Source organism: Acetobacter pasteurianus subsp. pasteurianus LMG 1262 = NBRC 106471 (genome assembly GCF_000285275.1).
GTDB classification, from domain to species: domain Bacteria; phylum Pseudomonadota; class Alphaproteobacteria; order Acetobacterales; family Acetobacteraceae; genus Acetobacter; species Acetobacter pasteurianus.
In genome coordinates, this window is record NZ_CADO01000038.1 from 1 (window position 1) to 10,408 (window position 10,408).

8 protein-coding genes and 1 pseudogene are annotated in these 10,408 nt (G+C 47.5%); 3 read left to right on the top strand and 6 right to left on the bottom strand.

Features of this window, described 5'->3' with window-relative positions; genetic code table 11:
• The first annotated feature begins 119 nt into the window (after nt 1-119).
• Nucleotides 120-599: a hypothetical protein gene (locus APA10_RS08475; RefSeq protein WP_003630891.1), complete on the top strand. Its 480-nt coding sequence runs from the start codon at nt 120-122 to the stop codon at nt 597-599.
• Between the two features lie 78 nt (nt 600-677).
• On the opposite strand, the gene APA10_RS08480 is transcribed toward APA10_RS08475, so the two are convergent.
• Entirely contained in the window at nt 678-2,528 is a 1,851-nt protein-coding gene (locus tag APA10_RS08480) for an HAD-IIIC family phosphatase (protein WP_003630892.1), read from the bottom strand.
• A gap of 328 nt (nt 2,529-2,856) precedes the next feature.
• Between APA10_RS08480 and APA10_RS08485 the strand changes: the two genes are divergently transcribed.
• Both APA10_RS08485 and APA10_RS08490 read left to right on the top strand, forming a co-directional pair.
• Entirely contained in the window at nt 2,857-4,407 is a 1,551-nt protein-coding gene (locus tag APA10_RS08485) for a CgeB family protein (RefSeq protein ID WP_035366479.1), read from the top strand.
• Complete coding sequence (locus tag APA10_RS08490; protein WP_003624784.1) at nt 4,404-5,174, top strand: glycosyltransferase family 2 protein; 771 nt, start codon at nt 4,404-4,406, stop codon at nt 5,172-5,174. Before APA10_RS08485 ends, APA10_RS08490 begins: the two co-directional genes overlap by 4 nt.
• 75 nt (nt 5,175-5,249) lie before the next feature.
• On the opposite strand, the gene APA10_RS08495 is transcribed toward APA10_RS08490, so the two are convergent.
• From APA10_RS08495 to APA10_RS14540, 5 genes and pseudogenes are all read right to left on the bottom strand, one after another.
• Nucleotides 5,250-6,320 (bottom strand): hypothetical protein, encoded by a 1,071-nt coding sequence (locus APA10_RS08495; protein ID WP_003630894.1) that lies wholly within the window; start codon nt 6,318-6,320, stop codon nt 5,250-5,252.
• Nucleotides 6,317-7,810, bottom strand: coding sequence for an amino acid permease (locus tag APA10_RS08500; protein ID WP_003624780.1), 1,494 nt, complete (start codon nt 7,808-7,810; stop codon nt 6,317-6,319). The genes APA10_RS08495 and APA10_RS08500 overlap by 4 nt, the downstream gene beginning before the upstream one ends.
• 258 nt (nt 7,811-8,068) lie before the next feature.
• Nucleotides 8,069-9,148, bottom strand: a complete 1,080-nt coding sequence (gene dinB, locus APA10_RS08505) for a DNA polymerase IV (RefSeq protein ID WP_003630895.1) — start codon at nt 9,146-9,148, stop codon at nt 8,069-8,071.
• A 95-nt stretch (nt 9,149-9,243) separates the two neighbouring features.
• Entirely contained in the window at nt 9,244-10,002 is a 759-nt protein-coding gene (locus APA10_RS08510) for an aspartyl/asparaginyl beta-hydroxylase domain-containing protein (protein WP_003630896.1), read from the bottom strand.
• 164 nt (nt 10,003-10,166) lie between these two features.
• A pseudogene (locus APA10_RS14540) lies at nt 10,167-10,408 on the bottom strand (hypothetical protein); the annotation flags it as partial.

Genomic DNA, 10,408 nt, shown 5'->3' on the forward strand with positions numbered 1-10,408 from the left:
AGCCGTGCAGTTCGCCTCAATCATCATCCTGCTTAACTGACGACACGCTGTAGGCCTGTCAGAAAATCATTTACGTATCGACGTGCTTGATATGCAAAACGTCACGAGGGAGTGTTGCGATGTCCGGTGAAAAAAAGCCTGTGAGTAAGGTTCGTTCTTCTCGTGTAAAAGTGGCGCGTAAAAAGGTTATGGCTCCTGCGGTGTCAGAAGTACATGAGCCAGCGGTGGTACCTCAGGTTACAGAACAAGTAGCAGCGGCTCCTGTAGCAGAGCCTACACAGGCTCCTGCGGCAAAACAAATTGCATTGGCACTTCAGTCTCAGGCGGGTATTGTGGAACAAGAAGCTGAAAAAGAACGTCGGGCCGCTATCTTTTTTGATAGCCAGTGGTACCTTAATGCTTACCCAGATATCCGTGAGGCGGGCGTGGATCCGCTGGACCACTTTCTGGATTATGGTGCAAAGGAGGGCAGAAACCCGAATGCGCTGTTTGATAGTCTTTCCTATTTGCGGGTAAATCCTGATGTGGCCGGATTTGGGCCAGGGCCTTTTATCCATTACATTTGTTATGGTTTTCAGGAAGGCCGCCCACTGCGGTAGTATGCTCTAAAGTTTCAAAAAATGGCGTATGGTTTAATAACCATACGCCATTTTTATTTATATTATACACAAGTAATTTTATACTTCTTCCACAACTTCTATGTGGGATGGGAATTCTACTACTTTATTTTCATCTAAAATAAAGTAGTGGATATTTTCTGAAACCCAATCTTCCCGGAAGTCGCAATCCTTATAAATATTACGGCATGGTGTATTATCAGGAAGATCATGGATAGATGCCGTTATACGGACATCTCCATGTTTTTCCCGAACATGGCTGACAACATCAGCAACAATGCTTTTTTCTACCTCCATACCCAAAACGCGGCAGCTCATGACAAACTGTACAATTTCGTTATTGCGTAGGTAAAGTACACTCACCAATCCATAGTTTGTGAACTTGTCCTGCACTGTTGCAACAATAACCTCTCCGCCCTCTGTAAGAAAACGAGTGAGTTCTTCAAACGTCCACCGTTTGCCAGAAGTGTTGAATTGGTTGGTTTTGTTGGTCAGTTCTAGAGCGCGTGCCAGTTCTGGTTGTTCGGTATCTGTGATGTAGGTGAGGGAGACCGTGCATTCCAAGGATGCTAAAAATTCTTCACGGTTCAGACTGGCACGCGTTTCTTCACGCGCAATTTGCCCCCGGATCATGGTTTCCCGTTGGGCAGATTCCTGTGTCAGACGGGCAACCTGTGTTTCAGGTGACCATAAAAGGATACGGCGTGTGAGATACGGGTTGCCGCCAATTGTGCGAATTTCAGGAAAAGCCGTGTTAACAGAAGCACGTTCTACTGGGTTGTCATCTACAAACACAACGCTTTTGGGCTTGATATTGAATTCCTGACAGATAGCAGCGATGTTTTCTGGCTTGGGAACCCAGTTGATTTTAACAGAGGCAAAATCTTCCAATTTGATAAACTGAGGGTTGATAATGTCATCCCACCGTTCGCGCACATAGGCTTCATCATTTTTGGAGCAAATGGCCACCAGAATACCGCGGGCGCGCAAGGTCTGTACGGTTTCCCACAAGCCTACGGGCCAGCCATCTGTGCGTGGCCAAGGTTGTACTTCTGGGCGGTAATGTTCGGCTATCTGGCCGCGCCATAGAGTATTATCCAGATCAAAAATAACGGCCTTGACCTGATCTACCTGATGCACTGTGCGGTACGCTGCAACAATTTGGCGAAAGATGGTTTTAACAAATTCTTCCCGATGAATGGGGTAAATCGTTTCCAGTGCAGGAATGGGTTCGTTGCGCTCAATCGCACCAAAATCATCCCAATCCTGAAAAGACAGACCGCCATGAGTATGGAAGTAAATAATGTCATCCAGCACATACCGTTTGCCCAAGGAGGAGACAACGGAATCAACATCCAGCACATAAGCATTTTTATAACTGGAAATTTTCCGGGCCAAATGCATGTTCAGGCGCCTTACCATATAGGTAAGATCTGTTTCTGTGCCTTGTGAGAGCAGGCTGGAAGCTGTGCTCATCTGCGGAGCCATGAAATTGGAGACAAATGTCAGCAATCCATGTTCGCGGTTATACAGCAAGGCGGCATCCAGCATGACATCCAGTGTGTTGAAAGCATCGTTGAGGATACTTTCTGCAAAAGCCGGATCATTAAGTTGAAAGCCTTCCACCACCCGATCACTTAAAACGGTGCGAAGTGGAATTTGTACATATTGCAGATCGTACTGATCGGTGGGCGCTGGCGGAGCTTTGGGTAAAATACTTACAAAGTTGTAAGGGATATAATCAAAATCGATATCCGGATAATATCCCTTAAAGGCCTCCAGATATAAAGAGGTTAAACATGAACCAACAAGAAGAATACGATTGATCTTGCGTTCTGTTTTTTTGAGATCTGTGGGGAATAAAAAATCCGGAGATGTAAGCGGAAGATTATTTTTTGTTGTTGTAGACATAAAGAACTCCGACAAGATAGCTCTTATTTTGTTTAGGTTTGCAATGGAGGGATTACTTGTTCAGCAAGAGGAGGTAAGTAAGAGCGTGAGGCCTCATTGAGGGTTTATAAAAATTTAATTCATGAAACACGATGAGTATCTATATAGTCTTCCAATGAACTGAAAGAAAGTATTTTCAGGCAATGAATTCATGAGAAAATTGCAAAAGTGTAGATAGATATAATAATTTTCATGTAGAAAAATAGTTAACTCTTGTATTTTTCAGCATAAAATTTTATGTTCAAGGCAAGCACTTGTAAATAGCGATAGCATTCAAACGGAAAATGCAATGGTAAGTTTGACCGCCTGGAATAAAAAAGATATAAAATCAATAATTGATTCGGGAAAATTCGATAGCGAATTTTATCTTAAAGAAAATCCCGATGTAAAAAAATCTGGTCTTGATCCAATTATACATTATGTTCTTTACGGTGTGCATGAAAACCGTAATCCTAATGATAATTTCAATACAGAAATATATTATAACCTTTATAAAAATGTTATCGGGAAAAACGAAAACCCGTTTGCACATTATATCAGAAATAATGACCATCTATTTTTCTTTGAAAAAGGTCTGTTGCAAGAATATTCTTATGTTTCCATTACGAATGCTCTCAACAGATTAAAGAAATATCCGTTCTTTAACGAAGATGATTACGTGCGTATGAACAGCGATGTTTCATCCGCAAGTATGCCAACGGCCCGCCATGCGTTGCTGTATGGTATTGGTGAAGGGCGAGAAATTTTTTCCAAGCGCTCAATTGTTCGCTTTTTGGGGAATGAGTGTAAGCACGATATTAATTACAAGATTACCGATAAGGTTTACGGCAAGAACTTTCCTAAAACGATTGGGGTATTTTACCATTCCGAAGGTAATTCCTTTATTCAGGAACTGGCAGAGTGCCTCAGCGACTATCTGTGTGATGCCGGCCTGAATTCCAAGGTACTTACTGAAAAAACGCCAGAAGAAGAAACCCCTGAGCTTTGCATTTTCTGTGCTCCTCATGAATTCTTCTTTTTGGATGGAAACGAAATCTGGAAGCGTGATGAGATTATTAGAAAATCCATCATGTTTAATACAGAACAACCTCAGACACTCTGGTTTACACGTGGGATCCTCTACATTCTCATGTCTGCTGGGGTGATGGATCTGTGTTATCAGAACCTCAAATCCTTTTCTGATGTCGGGCTGCCGGTTTTCCACTTTGATCCACCGGTAAAAATAGAAGCTTGCAAGCTTACCGATGCAGACAGAAAGCATCCGTTGTTCCGTATTTTGCCAGAGGGGGCCAAAACAGGTTCCTCTCCCTTCCGGCCGATTGTCGAACGCGATATTGATGTCAGCTTTTTTGGGAATGCTTCCCGCAAGCGTGAAAAATTCTTTTCGCGTTCAGCGGCCTTCTTTTCCAACTATCAGTGCTTCTTCTATTACCGCAAGGCGGATGGGCCCATTCCGTCCTCCGGTATGTACGATATTCTTTCACGCCTCCCGCGCTATGTCGCAGAAAATTCCAAGGTGGCGTTAAACATTCATCGTGATGATAATTGCTTTTTTGAATGGCACCGGATTGTCAAGCAGGGCATGGCTTCCGGCACCATTGTTGTTACAGAAGAATGTTTCCCGCATCCGCTGTATAAGGCAGGTGAGCATTTCTTGGCGGAAACGCCACGGCATATGCCCAATCTGGTAGAATGGTTGATCAAGACGGAAGATGGGCAAAAAGAGGCCGCCAGAATTCAGCAGAATATTTTTGATGTTCTGCAAGATGAAAAAATATTCAATTCCAAGAATATCGATCTCAAAAATTACATTTCTGCTGTGTGGAGCACTGTGAAATGAGCGTTATCAAGCCATGGGACCCCAGCCCGGAAGTTATTTTTTCCTATAAGAAAAAATCCCGGAAACCTAAAAACCTGATTACGGTCTGCGTTACCAACTTCAATTATGCTTCTGTTATTGAAGAGTGCCTGGATAGCATTGCAGATCAAACGCATGCTGATCTGGAAATTGTGGTTGTTGATGACTGCTCCCAGCGTGATGATTCCGTTGATGTGATTGCGGAATGGATGGAAGAAAACAAGCAGCGTTTTTATAGCCTGCAGTGTTTGACCAACCCGCGTAATCAGGGGCCATCGTTTTCGCGCAATATGGCGTTTGAACATGCGCAATCAGAGTATGTGTTTATTATCGATGCCGATAATACCATTTACCCAACTGCGCTTGAAAAAATCTACACAGCCCTTGTGCAGGGTAAGTTTCCAGCGGTTTATACCCAGATTGAAGAGTTTGGAGATCGCAAAGGTATTGGCCATGCCGATATCTGGGATGCCGCACGCATGCGCAAGAACAACTATGTGGATGTGATGGCGCTTATCCGTAAAAGCGCATGGGAAAAGGTTGGCGGCTTCTCGCACATTGAAGAAGGCTGGGAAGATTATGATTTCTGGCTGAAGTTTATTGATGCAGGGCTGGAGCCCGGATACCTGCCAGAAATTCTGTGTCGCTACCGTGTGCATAATTCTTCACGCACAGCAACGGAAGCATTGGCCGCACATTATGATCTGGAATTGGTGATGGAGTTCCGTCATCCAGATCTGGTTGAGTAATCAGATTTTCCAGATACGGTGTTATAAAAAAGAGCGGATGAAAGTCCGCTCTTTTTTATTTTCAATATGCAACGGTTAAAACACACTATTAAACGCAACTTGGGGTGAAACCGAAAACCCGGTGTTGTGGCCAGCAAAATAGGTTGAAACACCTGCAATCACCCCAAAACGGGGGGACCAGTTGTATTCAACAGCAGGGGCTATCAACCAGTCTCCTGAAGAGCTGTTAATGCGGTCTATGCGTTCTATTTTGCCGCTTGTAGGCGTGCGGCCTTTAATGTGAGATCCATCGGCCCAGTCTCGCGCCAGATCCATGGCCAAAACCCATTTCTGGTTGATGCCAAATTCCAGAGAAAACCCGCTTTCCCCATACATGCCGGGTTGTGCTGTGCCACGGAACCCAACTTCTGTACCGTAACTGCTGACATTATGCAGATGTGCGGTTGTAAGCGCGCGGCGGAAGGTGCCCCACATACGCAAGCGCAATTCATGCTGCCCCGGCAGGGTGTAAGTAGATTGTTCCGTAAAAGCCAAGCGGAACGTATAAACGCCAGAACCAACGCCATCTTCAGCCCGGCCCAGTCTCTGATAATTGCCGGTAGGAAAACCAACCCCGGCAAATACACTGAGCGCTGGAATATAGCGTGCAGGATCTGCATCCAGATAACGCCACATTAAATCAACAGGCAGATCTCCAAATTTAAGCCCGCTACTGGTGCCAGCTTTCTTCTTCCACAAGTAACTGATGGTAGGTGTGACCTGAATACTGATGGAATCAGTGATGGAGTATTTATACAGCGTAAAATTGGAAACAGATTGCTGACGAGGGTGGAGCGGATGACTGTTGCCGTTTGCATCCAGATACCCCACCGGCAGATTGTAGCTGACGTAAGGTTCCCACGCGAATACACCAGCTTTGGAAAGCGCACCAGAAGGCGAAACGAGAGACCCCGTATACCATTGCGGGCGTGCTTCCCCCGGAGCTTGAGACCCGGCAGCGGCACTGTTGCCTGTATCTGCGGCATGGGCTGTGGAAAGGCCGACAGAAAGCAACAATGTGCCTACCAGAGAGCGACAAACAGCAGGACAACACTTAACGCCCGCGCGCGGCTGGAGGGAGGAAAACACACTGGCTGCCTGAATCATGATCTGTCTGACCCTTCATGGGGAACCAAAAAATCTTCCGTCAACACAACAGAAGGAACGGTTTGTGGCACGGCGTCATGTTCCGGAGCGGAGCGCATGCGGCGCCAGCCCCATGCCAGCGCCAAAGCCAGCAGGGGAATGGCGCATATCGTTGCCGTTCCGGTTGGGTAATCAAACGCCATCAGCCCAACGATGCCAATAAAGAAGGCGAGAGCCAGCCACGAAGTGAAAGGCGCTCCCGGCATCGGGAAAGAGGTTGGAGCAATTTCTCCGCGGCGGATTTTTTTGCGCAGTTGGATCTGGCACAGCACAATAAAACACCATGTGCTGAGAATACCCAGTGAGGCCAAACTGAGCATAATTTCAAAAATTTGGCTGGGGATGAAGTAATTCAACACCACGCCCACCAGATAGATGGCCACGGTGGAAAGAATGGCCGCAGAAGGCACAGCCTGTTTGTTCATGCGGGCCAAATAACGTGGGGCAGCGCCATCCAGCGCCAATGCACGCAACACGCGGCCAGTAGAATAGAGGCCAGAGTTCAGGCTGGAGAGAGCTGCGGTGAGCACCACAACGTTCATCACACTGTCTATACCCGGCACACCTAACTTAGAGAGGAAGGTAACAAAGGGGCTGACACCTGCTTGATACGTGTTCCACGGTAGCAGCAGCACAAGCAGCGTAATGGTGCCTACGTAAAAAATGGCAATACGCCAGATAACGTTGTTAATGGCTTGCGGCAGAACGGATTTAACATCCTCACATTCCCCTGCTGCAGTGCCAATCAGCTCAATACTGGCATAGGCAAACACAACGCCTTGCACCAATACCAGTGCCGGCAAAAAGCCGTGGGGAAACATGCCGCCATTTTCGGTAATCAGATGCAACCCGGTTGCGTGCCCATCTACGGGGTAGCGCAAGGCCAGAATAACCAGCGCGATGACCAGAAATCCGCCCAAGGCCAGCACTTTGACCAAGGAAAGCCAGAACTCCAGTTCCCCAAACCATTTTACGCCGGTCAGGTTCATGCCGGTTATCAGCACAAGGGCTAGCAGGGCAAAAAGCCATTGCGGTACGCTGGAAAAAACAGGCCAAAAACGCATGTAAAGCGCCACGGCTGTAATATCCACAATGCCTGTTACGGCCCAGTTAAAAAAGGCCATAGTGCCGGCAATATAAGAGGCTTTGGGGCCTAAAAATTCCCGCGTGTAGGAAACAAAGCTGCCACTGGTGGGGCGGTACATCACCAGCTCCCCCAATGCACGCAGCATCAGAAAAGCAAAAACACCACACACCAGATAAACCAAGGCGAGAGACGGCCCGACTGCCTGCAGGCGAGAGCCAGCCCCTAGAAATAACCCGGTGCCGATAGCCCCGCCCAGCGAGATCATTTGGATTTGCCGCTTACCCAAACCACGATGGTATCCATCTTCAGTGCGTGCGCCTGCATTGGCAGGTGTATGCCCGTCTGAGGTGGGGGAAGCAGTCATCTCGTCAACCTTGATTACAAAATTATGTCACAACCGATTGGTATCGGGTGCATTGGATTTTGCAGGTTGTAAAGATGAAACCGTTAAATAATCGCAATTAAATACGAATATCGAGTAAGAATCGGACTGAATCGTATAAGGAATATGCAAAATCCAAATCAATATCACAGCTGATAAATATATATTCTTTGTTTTGGTATAGAAATAAATTAAATATAAGTACTATGATTTAGGATAAAAACGTTATTTATTTATTATCTATGAAAGTAAAGAGAGCTGCGTGGCAGCTTCCTGATCTTGCGGGTTTAAAAGAGTTGAAAGGGTAATGCCTAAAAGCCTTACTGGCGCGCGCACTGGCAACAATGGCGCAAGTAACCGGCACGCCATTTCGGCCAGAATTTCCTCATCTTGTACCGGATCAGCCAAGGAGAGGCTGCGCGTGCATTGGTCGAAGTCTGTATAGCGTAGTTTGAGGGTAATCGTGCGGCCTGTCAGGTTCCGTTTCTGGCATCCGGCCCATACTTTGCTAGCCAGTTCACGCAACGCCGCATGTAATTCGGCTGGAGTGCGCAAATCCTGCTCGAATGTGACTTCCTTGCCGAGCGATTTGCGCGGTCTGTTTGGTTCTACCGGTCGGTCATCTTTGCCGCGGGCAATGCCATAATAAAAAGCTGCTGCCTTGCCAAAATGCTGGCGCAAAATATCCAATGAAAAGCGGCGTAAATCTGCCCCAGTATGAATGCCCAGCGTGCGCATCCGCCGGGCTGTGGCAGGCCCTACGCCATGAAAAGCATTTACGGGCAGGCTGGCCACAAAATCTTCCCCCCGGTTGGGCGGAATAACAAATTGTCCATTAGGCTTGCGGTAATCTGACGCCAGCTTGGCCAGAAATTTGTTGTAAGACACGCCTGCCGAGGCCGTAAGCCCTGTTTCACGCAAAATGGCAGCACGTATTTCTTCCGCAATGGCCGTGGCAGAAGGGCGGGGCAGGAGCGGATGCGTCACATCCAGATAGGCTTCATCTAACGAAAGAGGCTGAATAAGGGGCGTATAACGCGCGAAAATAGCGTGAATCTGGGCAGAAACAGCACGGTAAACATCAAACCGCGGTGGCACAAAAATAAGGTGTGGGCATTTGCGCTGCGCTTGTACCGATGGCATGGCAGAACGTACGCCAAATTTTCGGGCTTCATAGCTGGCGGCGGCAACCACACCGCGTTCTTGGCATCGGCCCACCGCTACAGGCTGGCCTTTAAGCGCTGGATTGTCCCGTTGTTCAACAGATGCATAAAAAGCATCCATATCAATATGGATAATGCGGCGTACAACTGCTGTCATCACCTAGCTATGCTAGCAGAAGACTGCTCAAAAAGGAACAAACAGAAAACAAACTCGGCTGAAAATTCTGCCAACCGAGTTTGTAAATTGAAACATCAGGCGGCTTTCATTGTGCCCTGAAGCTGGTTCCATTGGGCAATGTTGTGCTGGGCATCCTTAACAAAAGCAGAACGGCGGATACCGTTTAGAAAGAGGTTTTGCACAATCCTACCCATGCCTTTGGTCGGCCGCCGGATCTGCATCAACAGCACGATGCGTGTGTCTGATGTATTGTTGTGCACATCATGCTGGTACGTATCATCAAACAGCAGGCACTGCCCATTGTGCCACACCAGTTTTTGGCCTGCGACACGAATCCAGCAGTCATTGGCATTGCGAGGCACGGAAATTCCCAAATGGCAGGTTATCAACCCTTTGGTTACGCCATAGTGTGGGGGAATAACGGCACCAGGTTCCAGCACCGAGAAAAAGGCGGAATTCAAATCTGGAATACGAGAAATAAGTTCTGTCGTTTTAGGCATGCGCGCGCAGTTTTCCGGAACTTTCACGCCATAGCCGTACAGGAAAAAGGATTTCCACCGTGTATCTGGGGCAATCCGTGTGTGATCAGGAGAAAGAGCCCGTAACGGCGGAATAGCTGTTCCCGCAGCATTCAGGGTATGAAATTCGCGGGCAATATCCTGCCAGTAACGCTGTAGAATCTGGGTCCACGGAAAAATGTCCGGATCTAACACCGGCGTATTGGGAATGAGAGAATCCCGCGCAATAAGCTTGTTAAAAACCGGGCGCAGGGCTTTTCCGATCCGTATGAGGAATGGGCGCTTGTTGGGCTGAGAAGATGGCAGATCTTTCATGGTTTCTATCTGTGTTCTTGCTTGGGGAAGCGCGAACGAAAGAGACCTGCCTTGCCACAGAACTTTCAAGAAAACGGCGCAGAAGGTCTCGCCTTACAAGTAAGGGAAAAACGCTTCCTGAGATTCAGTGTCACGTTTTTCCTTAGAAAAAATTATTATCCTGATCAAGATACCGGAAACCCTTGCGAATGCTGGTATTTTGAGGTGGCCCGTTCCTGCCAGTGCGCCACCATTTGTCTAGGTTGCATGTCCAGATCATGCCAGCGGGCGAGAGAAAGTGCTGCCGTGGCCGGGTAAGCCCCATAAGCGGATGGGCGTTCCGATACCTTGGTGGGCACAACACGGCTGGAACTGTGAGATGGGGTGGTTGCCGTCCTCCCCGCACGGCATCGCAATGTGCCAGAAT